The sequence below is a fragment of the Acinetobacter sp. YH12058 genome (genome assembly GCF_013419805.1).
Taxonomy (GTDB): domain Bacteria; phylum Pseudomonadota; class Gammaproteobacteria; order Pseudomonadales; family Moraxellaceae; genus Acinetobacter; species Acinetobacter towneri.
Genome location: NZ_VOZL01000022.1, coordinates 22,736 through 39,156, shown reverse-complemented (window position 1 = coordinate 39,156; position 16,421 = coordinate 22,736). Strand labels below are relative to the sequence as shown.

15 protein-coding genes and 1 pseudogene are annotated in these 16,421 nt (G+C 41.1%); 9 read left to right on the top strand and 7 right to left on the bottom strand.

What is annotated here, in order from left to right:
• Positions 1–129: 129 nt before the first annotated feature.
• A pseudogene (locus FTU09_RS11630) lies at positions 130–729 on the bottom strand (alpha/beta hydrolase fold domain-containing protein); the annotation flags it as partial.
• 206 nt (positions 730–935) lie between these two features.
• Between FTU09_RS11630 and FTU09_RS11625 the strand changes: the two are divergent.
• The 5 genes from FTU09_RS11625 (at position 936) to FTU09_RS11605 (ending at position 6,320) form a co-directional block, all read left to right on the top strand.
• Complete coding sequence (locus FTU09_RS11625; protein ID WP_180080395.1) at positions 936–1,415, top strand: hypothetical protein; 480 nt, start codon at positions 936–938, stop codon at positions 1,413–1,415.
• A gap of 620 nt (positions 1,416–2,035) precedes the next feature.
• Positions 2,036–2,608 carry a nucleotide exchange factor GrpE gene (gene grpE, locus FTU09_RS11620; protein WP_257218330.1) on the top strand — a complete coding sequence of 191 codons (573 nt, stop codon included), beginning with the start codon at positions 2,036–2,038 and terminating at the stop codon, positions 2,606–2,608.
• A gap of 122 nt (positions 2,609–2,730) precedes the next feature.
• Positions 2,731–4,668 carry a molecular chaperone DnaK gene (gene dnaK / locus FTU09_RS11615; RefSeq protein ID WP_154321227.1) on the top strand — a complete coding sequence of 646 codons (1,938 nt, stop codon included), beginning with the start codon at positions 2,731–2,733 and terminating at the stop codon, positions 4,666–4,668.
• Between the two features lie 219 nt (positions 4,669–4,887).
• The gene (locus FTU09_RS11610; protein WP_180080393.1) at positions 4,888–5,802 is read left to right on the top strand and encodes a matrixin family metalloprotease; all 915 of its coding nucleotides are present in this window, start codon (positions 4,888–4,890) and stop codon (positions 5,800–5,802) included.
• A gap of 140 nt (positions 5,803–5,942) precedes the next feature.
• Positions 5,943–6,320 (top strand): hypothetical protein, encoded by a 378-nt coding sequence (locus FTU09_RS11605; RefSeq protein WP_162164695.1) that lies wholly within the window; start codon positions 5,943–5,945, stop codon positions 6,318–6,320.
• 70 nt (positions 6,321–6,390) lie between these two features.
• Here the strand turns inward: FTU09_RS11605 and FTU09_RS11600 are convergent, their stop codons facing one another.
• The 4 genes from FTU09_RS11600 to FTU09_RS11585 form a co-directional block, all read right to left on the bottom strand.
• Positions 6,391–7,677: a lytic murein transglycosylase gene (locus FTU09_RS11600; protein ID WP_004969803.1), complete on the bottom strand. Its 1,287-nt coding sequence runs from the start codon at positions 7,675–7,677 to the stop codon at positions 6,391–6,393.
• A 677-nt stretch (positions 7,678–8,354) separates the two neighbouring features.
• Complete coding sequence (locus FTU09_RS11595; protein WP_104852791.1) at positions 8,355–9,476, bottom strand: 5-(carboxyamino)imidazole ribonucleotide synthase; 1,122 nt, start codon at positions 9,474–9,476, stop codon at positions 8,355–8,357.
• Between the two features lie 14 nt (positions 9,477–9,490).
• On the bottom strand, positions 9,491–10,003 hold the full coding sequence (gene purE / locus FTU09_RS11590) for a 5-(carboxyamino)imidazole ribonucleotide mutase (RefSeq protein WP_004969800.1): 513 nt from the start codon (positions 10,001–10,003) through the stop codon (positions 9,491–9,493).
• A gap of 225 nt (positions 10,004–10,228) precedes the next feature.
• Positions 10,229–10,570: a DMT family protein gene (locus tag FTU09_RS11585; protein ID WP_004969799.1), complete on the bottom strand. Its 342-nt coding sequence runs from the start codon at positions 10,568–10,570 to the stop codon at positions 10,229–10,231.
• A gap of 240 nt (positions 10,571–10,810) precedes the next feature.
• On the opposite strand from FTU09_RS11585, the gene mpl reads away from it, so the two are divergent.
• Positions 10,811–12,181 (top strand): UDP-N-acetylmuramate:L-alanyl-gamma-D-glutamyl-meso-diaminopimelate ligase, encoded by a 1,371-nt coding sequence (mpl, locus tag FTU09_RS11580; RefSeq protein ID WP_180080391.1) that lies wholly within the window; start codon positions 10,811–10,813, stop codon positions 12,179–12,181.
• Positions 12,182–12,419: 238 nt separating this feature from the next.
• Positions 12,420–13,505, top strand: coding sequence for a zinc-dependent alcohol dehydrogenase family protein (locus FTU09_RS11575; RefSeq protein WP_180080389.1), 1,086 nt, complete (start codon positions 12,420–12,422; stop codon positions 13,503–13,505).
• A gap of 114 nt (positions 13,506–13,619) precedes the next feature.
• Here the strand turns inward: FTU09_RS11575 and FTU09_RS11570 are convergent, their stop codons facing one another.
• Positions 13,620–14,093: a BLUF domain-containing protein gene (locus tag FTU09_RS11570; protein WP_104852788.1), complete on the bottom strand. Its 474-nt coding sequence runs from the start codon at positions 14,091–14,093 to the stop codon at positions 13,620–13,622.
• 210 nt (positions 14,094–14,303) lie between these two features.
• Here FTU09_RS11570 and FTU09_RS11565 point away from each other — a divergent pair, with 210 nt between their 5' ends.
• Positions 14,304–14,642 carry a hypothetical protein gene (locus FTU09_RS11565; RefSeq protein ID WP_104852787.1) on the top strand — a complete coding sequence of 113 codons (339 nt, stop codon included), beginning with the start codon at positions 14,304–14,306 and terminating at the stop codon, positions 14,640–14,642.
• A 6-nt stretch (positions 14,643–14,648) separates the two neighbouring features.
• On the opposite strand, the gene FTU09_RS11560 is transcribed toward FTU09_RS11565, so the two are convergent.
• On the bottom strand, positions 14,649–14,930 hold the full coding sequence (locus FTU09_RS11560; protein WP_178319442.1) for a GNAT family N-acetyltransferase: 282 nt from the start codon (positions 14,928–14,930) through the stop codon (positions 14,649–14,651).
• A 403-nt stretch (positions 14,931–15,333) separates the two neighbouring features.
• Here FTU09_RS11560 and FTU09_RS11555 point away from each other — a divergent pair, with 403 nt between their 5' ends.
• On the top strand, positions 15,334–16,299 hold the full coding sequence (locus tag FTU09_RS11555) for a TerC family protein (RefSeq protein ID WP_104852786.1): 966 nt from the start codon (positions 15,334–15,336) through the stop codon (positions 16,297–16,299).
• The last annotated feature ends 122 nt before the right edge of the window (positions 16,300–16,421 follow it).

The window sequence follows — 16,421 nt, the reverse complement described above, 5'->3', positions numbered from 1 at the left end:
GACTGGCAGTACTTTTATAATCATGAACGACCTCATATGTCAGTAAATGGTTGTCCACCTATTTTTAAACAATAACAAGGCTTTAGATTTTCTACCCATTAATTCAATTAAAAATGGGGGTATTACCCTATCACCTGCCACTGCAATACGGTTTTTTAAAATTTTCATTTGACGACGATGTTGATAAGCCCACGCCAAAGCCTCTTCACAGACCTGAATAATCTGCTGTGGACTGGCTTCAGGTGCAAGCGGATACGCCACACTCAACACTTGCGCATTGGCATGCACGGCCATCAAACGGCAGAATTCATCATGGCTGTCTAAACCACCCACCACAAAACCACCACCATGATAAAACACAATTAAAGGCAATTTCTTATGCGGTGCAGGATGATAATAACGGGCTGCAATATCACCGCTGGGTAAATTTAAGCGAACCTCTTCCACACGCTTGACTGCTGTAGGCGTACTGGCAATAGATTCGATTTGACGGTCAAATTGCTGCCTGGACTGAATGGGGTCTGCACCAATAAAACCAACTTTACCTTGCTTTAACTGTGCCGCCATCATGCATTTAATAAAAGGATCAAGGTCTGGATATTGATAAGGATAAGCCAAGACCTGCGCCAAGGCTTCATGCGCTCGATCGGGTAATTTATTTAAAAGACGCGCAGCCTTTCCCTGCCCTTTGTGTAACCTCTGTTTAAGCGATGAATTCAAGATTTGCATGATTGTTCCTTTTTATATGCGTAAATTCTTCATCATTTCTTCATGATTAAATGCAAAATGACCATTTTGTTATACAAGTGCTTCAATCGTTATACATATCTAAACTTACTATACGCTAACCTGCTTTTATGACGCTGTCATTGACAATTTAGCTGCCCATTATGCATGTTTCATGCAAATTCATAGATTGGCTCAGGAGGTGGAACATGGCTAAAAAACTGATATTACTCTCATGCGCTACTGCTTTTTTAGCCGTAGGCTGTGTCGCATTTCCTGAAGATGGTTACTACGATGGTCGCTATGATCCTCGTTATGAACGCCGCCATGATTATGATGATCGACGTTATGACTATGATCGTCAGCGTTGGGAATATCAACAACGCCAACAACGGGTAGAATTAGAACGTCGCAAGCGTGAAATTGAGCGTCGTGAATGGGAGCAAAACCGACAAAAGCAATTGCAACAGCAAAAACACGAGCAAGAACGCCAGCGTTTAGCTGAGCAACGTAAACGACTTTCGGAACAACAGCGCAAGCAGCTTGAACAAAAACGTAAACAGCAAGTCGAAGCTGAACGTAAAAAACGTGAAGATATACGTAAACGCATGCAACAACAGCGTGATGCACAACAAAAACGCTGGCAGGAAAACCGTAAAGAGCGTGAACAACGTCGTGATCGTGATTAAAAGTGAATGCATCATTGCTTATATAAGCACAATTTAGAAATACTTGCTCAGCATGTAATTCAAAATGATGGCGCAATCTTTCGATCATTTTATGACTTCGATCAAAACAAGAAAGATCAAGCAAAAAAAAGGCTTATCCAGAGGTTGGATAAGCCAGAAAACACATTTAACAATACACCAGAAACTACAGCGACATAGCATCTATGTACAAAGAATAAGCAGCGTATAGACTGTTGTAAAATATTTAATTTCTCTGAAATTATTTGTTTTAGCTCTTACTTAACGCGCCATTAGCACAGCAACTTGATGAAAGCTAAAATATAAAACCATAAGCAACAGATCAATCCCTATATAAATCAATTACTTTCCCGCTTTCAGATCCATTTTTAAGCCCCAAAATGCCGCATCATTTTTGCTTCAAACCCTCCTTCATTTGCAACATTAAAGTGCGGCAAAGCTGTTATTTTTAGTTAAAGTTCAAAGCAAAATAAAATTAATCTGCAAAGACGCTTGAATTTTATCTGCCCTGCCCCGATTTCTTAGCTAATTACGAACTTCTCGAACCATGGCAGTTCAGCAATAACGCAGTTTGCATTAGCACTGACGCCAAAGGACTGTACATGTTTAAAAACCCATTTAAACGGAGTAAATCAATGGCAACTGAGCAGAACGAGCAAACTCAAGACCTTGAGCAAGCGCAAACGGAACCACAAACAGCGCAAGATACTGAGCAAGCAGAAGTTTCCGTTGAATCTTTACAAGAACAACTGAGCAAACTTGAAGAAAACTTAAAACTGGAAAAAGCACGTACTGCCAATGCAGTTTACGAAGCGGAAAAAACCAAAGAGCGTTTAGAACGTGAAGCAGATACAGCTAAAAAGTTTGCTTTAGAAAAGTTTGCTAAAGAATTATTGGATTCTGTAGACAACCTTGAGCGTGCTATTGCCGCCAATGGTGATGAAAAAACTGCCTTGTCTGAAGGTGTGGAACTGACCTTGAAATCATTACTGACCACTTTAGAAAAGTTTGGTGTGGTGGTGATTGATACAGCCAATGGTTTCAATGCAGACCTGCATCAAGCCGTAGGGATTGATCCAAATGCAAAAGCCAATGAAATTGGCAACGTATTACAAAAAGGCTACACCTTACATGGTCGCTTACTCCGCCCTGCAATGGTGATGGTTGGCGCTTAAGCCTTATAAAATCGAGAGTTGATAAAAAAATTTTCATCTAAACAACTTGAAAAATTTTGATTGGCTCTCATATCGAATAACAAGTGAAAACATTGCAAAAGAATTTTTGAGGAAACATCCAAATGGCTAAAATCATTGGTATTGACTTAGGTACAACTAACTCATGTGTAGCGGTACTTGAAGGCGACAAAGTTAAAGTAATTGAAAACGCAGAAGGCGCACGTACAACTCCATCTATTATTGCTTATAAAGATGGCGAAATTCTTGTAGGTCAATCTGCAAAGCGTCAGGCTGTAACTAACCCGAAAAACACATTATTCGCAATTAAGCGTTTGATTGGTCGTCGTTATGAAGACCAAGCGGTACAAAAAGACATTGGTCTTGTGCCTTACAAAATCATCAAAGCAGACAATGGCGATGCTTGGGTTGAAGTGAATGACAAGAAACTTGCACCACAGCAAATTTCTGCAGAAACTTTGAAAAAGATGAAAAAGACTGCCGAAGATTATTTGGGCGAAACAGTTACTGAAGCCGTGATTACTGTACCTGCGTACTTTAACGATGCACAGCGCCAAGCAACCAAAGATGCGGGTAAAATTGCAGGCTTAGAAGTTAAACGTATCATCAACGAACCAACTGCTGCTGCGCTTGCATTTGGTATGGACAAGAAAGAAGGCGACCGTAAAGTTGCTGTATATGACTTGGGTGGTGGTACTTTTGACGTATCGATCATTGAAATTGCAGACCTTGATGGCGACCAACAAATTGAAGTGTTATCAACCAACGGTGATACCTTCCTTGGTGGTGAAGACTTTGACAATGCCTTGATCGAATACTTGGTTGAAGAGTTCAAAAAAGAGCAAAACTTCAACTTGAAACAAGATCCACTGGCATTACAACGTCTGAAAGAAGCGGCTGAGAAAGCAAAAATCGAGCTTTCATCTTCAAATGCGACTGAAATCAACTTGCCATATATCACTGCAGACGCAACAGGTCCGAAGCACTTGGTGATGAACGTGACTCGCGCCAAACTTGAAGGTTTGGTTGCTGATTTAGTCGCTCGTACCATTGAGCCATGTAAAGTTGCGCTACAAGATGCAGGACTTTCAACTTCTGACATCTCTGACGTGATTTTGGTGGGTGGTCAATCACGTATGCCACTTGTACAACAAAAAGTACAAGAATTCTTTGGCAAAGAGCCACGTAAAGACGTAAACCCAGACGAAGCTGTTGCAATTGGTGCAGCAATTCAGGGTGCCGTATTGTCTGGTGACAAAACTGACGTATTGCTTCTAGACGTAACTCCGTTAACGCTTGGTATTGAAACTATGGGTGGCGTGTTGACGCCAATCATTGAGAAAAACACCACGATTCCTGCGAAGAAATCTCAAGTGTTCTCAACAGCGGCAGACAACCAGCCTGCAGTAGACATTTCAGTTTACCAAGGTGAGCGTAAAATGGCTCAACAAAACAAATTGTTGGGTAACTTCCAATTAGGTGACATTCCACCAGCGCCACGCGGTGTGCCACAAATTGAAGTTTCGTTCGACATTAACGCTGACGGTATCTTGAAAGTGTCTGCAAAAGACAAGAGCACAGGCAAAGAACAATCGATTCAAATTAAAGCAAACTCTGGTTTGAGCGATGCTGAAATTGAAGCGATGATTAAAGATGCTGAAGCAAATGCTGAAGAAGACCGTAAGTTTGAAGAACTTGCAAAAGCACGTAACGAAGCGGATGCTTTAGTTTCTTCTGCTCAAAAAGCAGTAAAAGACCTTGGTGAACAAGTGACTGCCGATGAAAAAACTGCGATTGAAACTGCAGTCACTGAGCTTGAAGCGACAACCAAAGAAAATGATGTAGATGCAATCAAAGCAAAAACTGAAGCATTGCAAAACATCATCATGCCAATTACGCAACGTGCGTATGAAGCTGCACAAGGTCAAGGCGGTGCACAAGGTTTCGACCCAAATGCATTTGGCGGTGACGCAGGTCAACAAAAAGCCGATGATGGCGTTGTGGATGCTGAATTCACTGAAGTCAAAGATGATAAAAAATAATTTGTCGCTTTAACGCACATCAAAAACCGCGCTGCAAGCAATTGCAGCGCGGTTTTTCTTTTCGATATCCATACACTGACTTCAAGATTTAAATGAAAGAGCACAGACAATTGGACGCTCAACCGAGTACAATAGATAAAATGATGCTCTAACTGCAAATAGATTGAGTTTCTGCCCTACTTTCGGCTACAGTAAACCCAAAAAAGGATGCCGCTAGCAATGCGTTTGTTTCTATTGGGTGCAATCATACTGTTTTCTATCTTGCTGATTTATCAAAATATTCAACATCCTCATACACGACACAATACAGTACTGGATAGTTTGCAACATCCTTTAGATACTCGCTTACGTTATCGTATTGGAGAAATCGATCCGCGTTTTGGCTTAAGCCATGCCGATGTACTACAACTAAGTCAGGAAGCCACCCTGATCTGGACACAAGGGACGGGACAGGATTATTTTGTATATGATCCAAATGCCAAGCTCGCCATTCACTTGATTTATGATCAACATCAAGATGAATCCAACCAACGACAACAGCAACTTACAGCCATTGAACAACGCCAACAACACTGGAGCAATCAAAACCAAAATATTCAAGCACTAAAACAAGAAATTGCAGATAAAAATCAACAGCTTGATGCAAAAAAAATGCTATTTGAACAACAACTTGAACAATACAATCGTCAAGTACAGCAAATTAACCAAAGTGGTGGGCTACATCCTTCGCAACAGGAAGTTTTTGCAGCCAAAAAACAAGAAATCCAGCAAAACATGTGGAGTTTAGAACACGAAATGGCGCAATTTAATCAACAAATTAACCAACTCAACCAACAAGTCGATGCCCTCAATCAACTTAATCAAGACATTGATGTATCCATCCAGCAATTTAATGCACGTTTTCAACCACGTTTATTTGATAAAGGCAGCTTTGATGGTCAGGCCATTCGGATTTATGAGTTTCAATCTAAAGATGATTTACGTCTAACTTTGGCGCATGAATTTGGTCATGCTTTGGGTTTAGCACACCATAACGACCCTTATGCCTTAATGTATCCAATGCTAAAAGATCAGCAGTTGCAGAATTTCCAACTGCGCCCTGCCGATCTCGATTTACTCCATGCACGGCATTGAGCAATCTGGCAAACTGAAGTGACTAAAACACAAAACTCCCCTCACCCTGTACGATAGTTGCATATCCATTACACGTGCAAAGGCAGCAAATTTACTCATTTCATGTTATTGTGAAGGCTCTGTATAACCCTGAACGATCTGTGGAGATTCATGTGAGTTACTACCATATCCTGATTGAAGTAAATGACCACATCAGCACGATTGAACAAAGCCGTGATATCGAAATTTTTGATATTGTTGAGCTTCAACCTTGTCTCCACTCGATTTTATTGCCGTATTTTAATGAGCAAGTGATTGAACTTGAAGATGAAAATATTGAATACAAAGATATTTTGCATCTTGAGGTTAGACAGACCTTATTACCAATTGAACACCTGATTGAAGAAGAACAGCGTTTGCTGCCAAGTGATACCGACATCACCATTTCAGCTTATGAAATTTTTAATAACAAAGAATTAAGCCAAGATGTCACGACTGTGATTTTTGATTTGCTTGAAGCAGTGAAAATTGAACCTTAATCCCCTGTTTTAAGACAAAAATTAAAAAGGTCTGCACATTTGCAGACCTTTTTTATGCAATCGCAACAACTTATTGCATCATTTGTTTGGCCGCTTCATTACGAAACGCTCTTAAAATTTGCTGCCCTGCCCGACCTGTTGCAGCCAAGCCGAGTCGAGTCTGTTCCTGACGAATCGCTTGACGGGTTTTGTCGCCAATTAAACCATCCACTTCACCAATGTCATAACCACGGCTTAACAAAAAGCGTTGAATTTCACGGCGTTCTGCGCGGGATGTACCTGCATCATCGGTTGGCCAAGCGGTGCGGAATGCAGACTGCCCCATTAAACGATCTGATAAATGCGCAATCGCTAAGGCATAACTTTCTGCTGCGTTATAGCTATAAATGGCATCGAAGTTTCTAAACACTAAGAATACAGGGCCATTCGCACCTGCAGGTGCCATCAAGCCTGCCTGACTACTGCCCGATAAATTGCCCTGAATTAATGCCGAACCATCTGCACGAGTCAACCCACGATTAACCCAACTGCTGAGGGATTTTTTATTGCGTCGCCCTTCACCACTCAAAGACATGCCTGCAGGCACTTTGACTTCAAAGCCCCACGGCTGCCCTGTTTGCCAGCCGCGACGTTTTAAAAAGTTAGCGGTGGAAGCCAAAGCATCTGGAATACTAGATACTAAGTCACGGCGACCATCACCATCAAAATCGACCGCCAACTCATCATAGGTCGATGGCATAAACTGAGTATGCCCAAACGCCCCTGCCCATGAGCCTTTTAATTGTGATTCAGTGACATCACCACGTTGCAATAAACGCATGGTGGTAAAAAACTCACCTCGGAAATAGCTTTGACGGCGTCCTTCACAGCTCAAGGTACCTAGCGCTTGCAATAATGGATAGGATCCTGAAATCGCACCAAAGTTACTTTCTACACCCCAAACCGCCACTACGGTTTCTGCAGGTACGCCATAGGCTGCTGCAACACGATTGAGCACATCACGGTGCTGTGCCAATTTCTGCTGTCCTGCCTGCACGCGCTCATCATCGACCAAGCCTGAGAGATAATCCCAGATTGGCGTAGAAAATTCAGGTTGGTAATTTAAACGCTCAATGACTGAATAATCTGGACTGAGATTTTGAGTATAGCGATCATAACTGCTACCACTCACCCCTTTGGCAATGGCTTGGCTGCGTAAATTGGCCAAACAACTTTGAAAATGGTTTTGTGGTTGAAAATTTGCAGATGTACTGACCGTTGGTGTTACGGTGACAGATTTTCCATTGATAATCAGTTCTGCCTGAACCTGAGTAGCTGCCATTGCAGCTGTCGCAAAAATCACAGCGAAACGATGCATAATACCCTTTGATGTGTTTTGAATTTAAATCTTGGCTTTACCATAACACCTTCAGCCACAGAGATCAGATGAAAATCTGTAACTTTAAATTCATTTACACAGTTTTAAATTCATTTTCTCGTTTTAAATTTAAAACACTTATCTACAAGTACAGCATCTCACATTTTTAAATTCAAAATCACAACACATGATAAGACTTTTAAATTTAAAAGTTTAAATTCAAATTAAACCAACCCAAGTTACCCACAAAACACGACATTCACTGCATATTTACGATGTATTGCTTTGAATTTAAAAGTAGCTTTTTAAATTTAAAGATCAAAAGAGCCGCTACTTTATTTAAATTCAAAACTGCAGATCTATCTTTAAATTCATTTCTGATATTTAAATTCAAAGTTGAAGCATCGCTTTAAATTTAAAACGCGCTATTTGAATTTAAAGTTTTGAATTCATAATTATCATCTGTTTCCCATCAGACTTGTGCGCATTTTTATTTTAAGTATTGCTTTGCTACGGTGATGGTTGCTTATTCAGCCTGATCTATCTTAATCAACCTAAAATTACAGCGTCAATCCTAGACAGATTAACGGTAGAACACCTTAAAAATGGGCAGAATAAAAATGTGAGAGCATAAAAAAGCGCTCATCGTGATGAGCGCTTTGACGTCATTTTTAAATTTACAAGCTCATATCAGCACTGAGCGCCAATGGATTTGGCAAAATTTTTGCCAATTGGCGGCATAAATCTGTCAACTCAGCGGCATCATTCGGCATTAAAGTAATATGCCCAATTTTACGGCCTTCACGCTCAGTTTTATTGTACAAATGCAAATGTGCGCCATTCAATGCCAACACATCTTCAGTTTTGGGATGCTGACCAATAATATTGACCATCACCGTTGGACGTACCACTTCAGTTGAGCCTAACGGTAAACCTGCTACAGCACGAATATGGTTCTCAAACTGCGAACACACCGCGCCTTCAATTGACCAGTGACCTGAGTTATGCACACGAGGTGCCATCTCGTTGGCATACAAGCCCTTGTCAGTGACAAATAGCTCTAGCGTTAATACACCAACATAATTTAAGTGATTGAGCAGGCGAGTGATGTAGTCTTGCGCCACAGGCTGTAAGTCTGCGCTGTTTGGTGCTGGTACAATCGAATGCGATAAAATACCGTTGTGATGATGGTTTTCTGCCAATGGCCAAGTTTTTACTTCACCATTTTGACCACGCACCGCAATAATAGATACTTCACGTGAAAAAGTAACAAAACTTTCTGCAATCAAGCTGCCTGCAGGGCCAAGTTCTGCCCATGCTTGTTCAATCTGATCTGCACTGCGCAGTACAAACTGACCTTTGCCATCATAGCCGCCTGTTGCGGTTTTTAGCACAATTGGCAGACCGAGTTCAGCTACAGCAGCCTGTAAACTTTCCAGCGAGTTGACGGCTTGGTACGGCGCAACAGGAATCGCCAATTCATCAAATAAGCCTTTTTCCAGCAAGCGGTTTTGGGCAATTGCCAAAGCCTGACGTGGTGGATGCAAGTCTTTGTGCTTAATCAATACATCAACATCAGCCAACGGAGTATTTTCAAACTCAAGGCTGAATACATCGGCACTGTGTATAAAATCTTGTAGGCTATTTTCGCTTTTGCTGGCAAAAACCTGACCCAAGGTTGCCGCTGGGCAATCTGGACTGGCTTCAAAAAAGGTACATTGAATATTTAAGGGTAAAGCCGCTTGTGCCATCATGCGACCCAATTGACCGCCACCAAAAATACCGATGGTCTTATCCATAGTAATTGTCCCGCTTAAGCCTGACCTGGAATATTGTTGCTTGAAACTTTCTCAGTTTGCGCGGCACGGAAATTGACAACATTTTGTGCAATCTCTGGACGGGTTAAACCTAAAATTTGGGCTGCCATAATTGCCGCATTGGTTGCTCCCGCAGGACCAATCGCCAATGTACCTACCGCAATACCCGCAGGCATTTGCACAATTGAAAGTAATGAATCGACACCATTTAAAATTGAAGATTTCACTGGCACACCTAAAACAGGTAAATCAGTTTTAGCTGCACACATACCTGGTAAGTGTGCGGCACCACCAGCGCCTGCAATAATCACCTGAATGCCACGATCACGCGCTTGTTCAGCATATTCAAATAAGCGATCTGGGGTACGGTGTGCAGAAACGACTTCCGCTTCAAATGGGACACCAAGCTGCTTCAGCATATTGGCAGTGTGTTCGAGAGTTGCCCAATCCGATTGAGAACCCATGATAATTCCAACGAGAGGAGCGTCTTGTGCAGCGGCCGCGTTCATTACAAATATTCCAGAAACGAAACTAAGGAAAGAGAAATTCAGGCGAGAAAGCCAAGCTTGAATAAGAACTCCACATTATAGACTGATTTTTCGACTTGTTAAAATTGAACACGGCGACTCAACCGACTTTTTTGATTATTTTTATCTGGTTATTTTCTAATAATTAACCACAGGCTCACACCATTGCAGCTACGCGAGCTGTTTAAGCCATGCAAAAGCACCATTTTAAGATGCTCGAAACACAAAATATACGCAGCCACATAAACATAAAGCTGCCCATAAATAATCCAGTTTAAAAGGTTGCTTAAACAAAAAAATCATAAACGGGACAAACACCAATAAAGTCACAACTTCTTGGGTAATTTTCATTTGACCTACCGCCCAGCCATGCTGCGCCAGCAAACGGGTAGCAGGAATCATCAAACTGTATTCAAACAGGGCGATCACCCAACTGAATAAAATAGCCTGCCACAGCGGCGCATCATGTGGTAAAAACTTGAGATGACCATACCACGCCAAGGTCATAAAACAGTTTGCAACCACCAAAAGTAAAAATGCTGAAGACATTGTGTCGTACTATCTTAAAAATTCAGTTTTATTTTACGAGCTATTTGCCATGAAAAATGCAAGAGCAGCAATTTTTTACATCGTTTGGCGCAGATTCAGCGCTGAAAAATCCCTGAAATGAGATACAAGAATCACTATCTTTTCGCCAAAACCCTTGCTATCGTTGCTTCAAATCAAGTTAATCACGACAACAGCACAAAAATACGTGATGTGTCTATAAAAGCAGTGGAGTAAGGCGGAATGCATCTGCATATTTTGGGTATTTGTGGCACATTTATGGGCTCATTGGCACTTTTGGCCCGCGATTTAGGACATACCGTCACAGGTTCAGACCAAAACGTCTATCCACCGATGTCGACTCAACTGGAAAATGCAGGCATTACCTTAATGCAAGGTTATGACCGCAGCCATTTACAACCGCATCCAGATTTAGTGATTGTGGGCAATGCCATGAAACGTGGGATTGATGCGGTTGAATACATGCTGAATGCAGGTTTACCGTATATTTCTGGCCCGCAATTTTTGGCCGATCATGTCTTGCAAGGCAAACACGTACTGGGCGTTGCAGGCACGCACGGCAAAACCACCACCACCACCATGTTGGCGTGGGTATTGGATCAGGCAGGCTTAGAACCGGGCTTTTTAATTGGCGGCGTTCCTTTAGGCTTTAGTGAAAGTGCACGTTTGGGTGCAGGCAAGTATTTCTGTGTCGAAGCCGATGAATACGACTCTGCGTTTTTTGATAAACGCTCCAAGTTCGTACATTACCATCCTAAAACCGCCATTTTAAATAACCTTGAATTTGACCATGCCGATATTTTTGATGATTTGGCCGCAATTCAAAAACAATTCCATCATTTGGTGCGTACCATCCCAAGTGAAGGGCACATTATTGCCCCAATTACAGAAACCCATATTGATGAAGTGTTAGAAATGGGTTGCTGGACACCTGTGCTACGTACTTCGCTCAATGCAGACCCACAAGCGGAACTGTATGCAGAACAACTTGCAGCAGATGGTTCACATTTTAAAGTTCTGAAAAATGGTGTGCTACAAGGTGAAGTGCGCTGGAATATGACTGGGCAACACAGTGTCGCCAATGCCTTGGCAACCATCGCCGCAGCAGAGCATGTTGGGGTTGCAATTGAAACCGCATGTGCAGCGCTGTCCAATTTTGGTGGGGTGAAACGCCGTATGGAGTTATTAGGCACCATACGCGGCATTGAAGTCTATGATGACTTTGCCCACCATCCAACCGCAATTGAAACCACACTGGACGGCGCACGTAAGCGTTTGGGTGAGCGTAAGCTTTGGGCGATTATTGAACCACGTTCCAACACCATGCGCATGGGCAGTCATAAAGAGGGCTTGGCAGATTCAGCACGTTTGGCGGATGCTGTGATTTGGTATCAACCTGAAGGTTTAGACTGGGATTTACAGCCTGTGGTTGCGGCTGCTCGCAATCATGCGGTGGTAGCCAATACTTTGGATGAAATTATTCAAAAAATCGTGAGCCAAGCAGGTGAGGGCGATGCAGTGGTGATTATGTCAAATGGTGGATTTGGTGGTTTACATCAAAAACTCATTCAAGCGTTGCAACACACGGCTTAAAATCGCTTAAACTGATTTAAAACTCTTTCAAAAAAAATCCCCTGTTTTTGGCAAAAAATAGGGGATTTTTATATTAATTATAAATTTATATATTATAATTATTAAAAGCAACAATACTGCTCATGAACTTGTCATCTTGACCTGTTACTTTAAAAAGATTACATCCTGCGAGCATGACGGTTGCTACAGGTTGGCTGCTGGATGTCTTTCATCATTATTACTAAGAAGGATGGTCACAATGTCAAAAACAATGAAAGCCATGGTCTACCACGGCGCCAATGATATTCGTTTTGAAGAACGCCCACGTCCAGAAATTTTACAACCAACAGATGCCGTGATTGGTCTCACCAAAACTACAATTTGCGGTACTGACTTAGGTATTTGGAAAGGTAAAAACCCAGAAATTCAAGACACTGCAGTTGCCAAGACAGGGCTATTTGATGGCCGTATTTTAGGTCACGAAGGTATCGGGATTGTTGAAGAAGTCGGTTCGGCAGTCAAAAATTTCAAAAAAGGCGACAAGGTCATTATTTCTTGTGTCAGCCGTTGTGGTACTTGTGAAAACTGTCAAAAACAACTCTATGCACACTGCCAAAATGAAGGCGGTTGGATCATGGGATATATGATTGATGGTACTCATGCTGAATATGTCCGTACTCCATTTGCAGACACTTCTTTATATTTGCTGCCTGAAGGTTTAAATGAAGAAGTTGCGGTTTTCTTGTCTGATGTATTGCCAACTTCACATGAAATTGGTGTGCAATACGGCAATGTTAAACCTGGTGATACCATTGCAATTGTGGGTACAGGTCCAATTGGCATGGGTTGTCTGCTTACCGCACAGTTCTATTCTCCTGCACAAATTATTGCAGTTGATATGGATGATAACCGCTTGGCGATGGCAAAAGAATTGGGGGCAACCCATACTATTAACTCTGCCAAAGAAGATGCTGTACAACGTATTTTAGAGATTACAGGTGGTCGCGGGGTAGACTGCGCCATGGAAGCTGTAGGTGTCGAAGCCACTTGGGATATTTGCCAAAATGTCGTGAAAGAGGGCGGACATATTGCCAATGTGGGCGTACATGGTAAGTCGGTAAATTTTGAGTTAAACAAACTCTGGATTAAAAACCTAACCATCACTACGGGTTTGGTGAATGCCAATACGACAGGCATGCTGTTAAAAACCTGCTGTTCAGGCAAATTGCCTTTAGAAAAACTGGCAACGCACCATTTTAAATTCTCTGAATTTGAAAAAGCCTATGATGTGTTTAAACATGCTTCAGATGAAAATGCCATGAAAGTGATGATTAATTACGAATAATCTTGGCTTTATGCATGATAAAAAAGCCATCTGTATACTTTAGATTGGCTTTTTAATATTTAAACCGTTTTCAATAGAGAGAGGCAAATGACCCTAATACCCTACAAACTAAATTTAGAAAAAGTTTGAATAACCTCTATTTTTATAACCCCGTTGAGATTTTTCAGGCAAGATGGTTTGTTCTAAATCCAAAAGTAAAGCTAAAAATTGCTGTACCGTCTTTTCATCCAAACGATGTGGTAGAAAAACATCAAAGCCGAGCTTTTTAAATAAACTCGAAATTTGACTATGTCTATGCACATATTTCATAGACCATTCTGAAAAATGGACATGCTCAAGTATTTGGTCAGGGAAGCGAAAGACATCACGATGGCGCGGGTCCTGTTGAATACGCTCAAATAATTGCTCGAGCTGCTGTTGTTCACCTTCTAAACACTGAAAAAAATGACCCTCAGCATAATAAAGTACCCCATTAATGTGTTGTGCAGCATTAAATTGACGAGCTGTTGCCAAAATATCACTGATTTCTTGGAGTAAATCATTTTGATGCTCCGCTCGGGTACTGGCATAACACAACCTGATTAACATATCACACTCTTGTTAATGTAAAAGTAGTCATGAAATTAAGATAATAGACTCAAATAATCACTCATTATTTTGTGGTTTTGTTTATTTTTTAATCAATTGTAATTTATGACTGACAATTCAACCTTACGTTTACCACTATGGTGTATGTGTAGCATCTTTTAACATACATTACATTGAAAGTACGGTTTTGGTTTAGTTTTGGAGAAAGTCATGCTCAAAGACGTGCTTACCACATCATTTTTATTAATTGTTTATTTTTGCATGCTGATTGGCTTTCACCGTTTAGGTCTAAATGAAGAAACAAATATACTCATTTCATCTTTTGTATTAGGGCTAAGTTTAAAGCAGTGGGTGAGCTCATTTTTTTTCCACTGGTTTTGTATTGCGCTTATCAGTGGTTTATGTATTGCACTGAATGATTCGGTGATGCTCAAATTCTTCTTATTCAGCATGCTGATTGGAATGCATGCAATACCTTACCTGTTGATCTACTTTAAAAAAGTGTTTGTAGAAAAACAGGTAAGCTCAACTATAGCGATTAAAAAATAATATTTTTTAAGCCACAACATCGGCATATTGTGTATCCGTTTCAAATGCCGTCTCAATATAAGAGCACACGGGTACAATTTTTAGCTGCTTTTCACGTGCAAAGGCGACCAAAATATCTAATAGTTGACGGGCAACCCCTTGACCACGTAATGTCAAATCAACCCAAGTGTGATCTGCTAAAATAGTGTGATCATCTTGATATTGATAAGTAATTTCAGCGATATGCCGACCATCTCGCTCAATAAAAAACTCGCCACCACGTGGGCTTTCTTGATGTTGAATTTGCATAAGTCCACCTATCAAACTAAATCTATTTTTTCAATTTGCCACAATCTTGACGAAGTATTGTGCTGAATTTGTACAATACAAATTAAAGTGATTTACCGTGCAAAATAAATTGCACAACATTTAAAATTATGTAATTCTTTACGCAGATTTAGGCAACGTCCTAATCCCAAATTATGTTGAACAAGGGGAGTAGCCTCCTCCAAGCGTTAAAATATAATTTTAACGTGTCAGCGTTTCGTCATTACACTTTGCAAAAAGTCGGACGCTGAGCATAGTGCACATACTTGTTGATACAAGTCCGCTCTATGTAGGCAAGACCTTGATCATGTTGTTACAGATGTTTGAAATCATCTGACAACAGGTCAAGGTTTTTTTGTGGCCAGTTGTTGGATGTGGAGATTGTATGGAATCCATCGGCAATTTATGGCTATATCTGGTCTTTTTTGCAATTGTTGCAGTCATGCTCGCCATTGACTTCTTAGGCTTTAAACAAAAAGCAGGCGAATCGGTCAAAGTCAAAACCGCTGCGTATTGGAGTATCGCCTGGGTCAGTGTGGCAGCTTTATTTGGTGGCGGTTTATGGCTGTATCTTAAACACAGCGTTGGGCTAGAAGTCGCCAACACCAAAGTCATGGAATACTTTGCGGGTTATTTGCTGGAAAAATCACTGGCGATTGATAATGTATTCGTTTGGTTGATGATCTTCGCCGCATTCGCCATCCCACCGGGCTTACAGCGTAAAATTTTACTCTACGGCGTACTGGGCGCAATTATTCTCAGAACCATTTTTATTTTTATTGGAGCTTGGTTTGTACAAGAATTCTCCTGGATTTTGTATATTTTTGGCGCATTTTTGGTCTACACAGGCTTTAAATTCTTAAAAGGTCCAGAGCAAGAAGCCAGCAATATTGAAGATATGGCGTTGTTGAAATGGCTACGCAAACACATGCGTATTACCCCAACACTGGAAAAAGATCAGTTTTTTGTGCGCCAAAATGGTGTACTTTGGGCAACGCCATTATTTTTAGTTTTAATTTTGGTCGAAGCATCTGACGTTATTTTTGCCGTGGATTCTATCCCTGCAATTTTTGCCGTGACTACCGATCCGTTTATTGTACTCACTGCAAATCTTATGGCTATTTTGGGCTTACGTGCCATGTTTTTCTTGCTCTCAGGCGCAGCCACTAAAATGCATTATTTACCGTATGGACTGGGTTTAATTTTACTATTTATTGGCTTTAAAATGCTGATGTTAGATGTATTCCACATGCCTATCTGGATTTCACTCGGCTTTATTGTACTTGTGCTGACAATCACTGCGTGGTTATCAATTCGACATAGTCGAAAACACCATGAAACCACATTATAAAATTTAACAGTCCCCACCATCGTTGCAAGCCTTCTTTCGAGAAGGCTTTTTGTATTCATTTCACCAAGTTTTAATTTACCGTACGATAAATTTTATCGTACTGCTGCAAGCTACATTTAAGG